Origin of the sequence: Nonomuraea lactucae (assembly GCF_003313395.1) — a bacterium.
Lineage (GTDB): Bacteria > Actinomycetota > Actinomycetes > Streptosporangiales > Streptosporangiaceae > Nonomuraea > Nonomuraea lactucae.
Genome location: NZ_QNFZ01000343.1, coordinates 1 through 675 on the forward strand (window position 1 = coordinate 1; position 675 = coordinate 675).

Genomic DNA, 675 nt, shown 5'->3' on the forward strand with positions numbered 1-675 from the left:
CGAGGACTGCCCGGTCTGCCGGACGCCGCGCGCCGGCCAGTTCTGCGAGGTGTGCGGGCACGACTACACCGGCGGCGCCCCCGCCCGGGTGCCGGTGGCGGGCGCCCGCTGGGAGGCGGTCACCGCGGCCGACCGCGCCTACTACGAGCAGGTCATCGCCCAGGGCGGGCCCGACGCCCACACCGTGGCGTTCCCTCCGTACTGCCCCGAGCGGTCGTTCCCCCTCACCGGCGAGCAGGTGCGGATCGGGCGGCACAGCCGCACCCGCGCCGCCCGGCCGGAGATCGACCTGACCGGCCCGCCGGAGGATCCGGGCGTCTCGCACCTGCACGCCGTGCTGCTCGCCCAGGGCGACGGCTCGTGGGCGCTGGTCGACCCCGGCTCCGCCAACGGCACCCAGGTCAACGGCAAGCCGGTCACGGTCAACGTGCCGGTCCCCGTGGGCGCGGGCGACCGCATCCACCTCGGCGCGTGGACGGTCATCACCATCCGGGAGGGCACGCCGTGACACCCGTGCACACCCCGTCCGCACAGCAGCCGCACGCGCGCACGCCCCCACCGCAGCCGCACGCGCACGCGCCCGCCCAGCAGCCGCCCACGCTCACGCCCGCACAGATCGCCGACGGCCAGGTCCCGCAGCAGCAGCACATCCTCCAGGTCCCGGGGCGCCGGCCC

1 protein-coding gene is annotated in these 675 nt (G+C 77.3%); it reads left to right on the forward strand.

Going from position 1 to position 675, the window contains the following annotated elements:
* On the forward strand, positions 1-508 hold a 508-nt coding region (locus DQW85_RS21845), incomplete at its 5' end, for an FHA domain-containing protein (protein ID WP_162795199.1).
* Between the last annotated feature and the right edge of the window lie 167 nt (positions 509-675).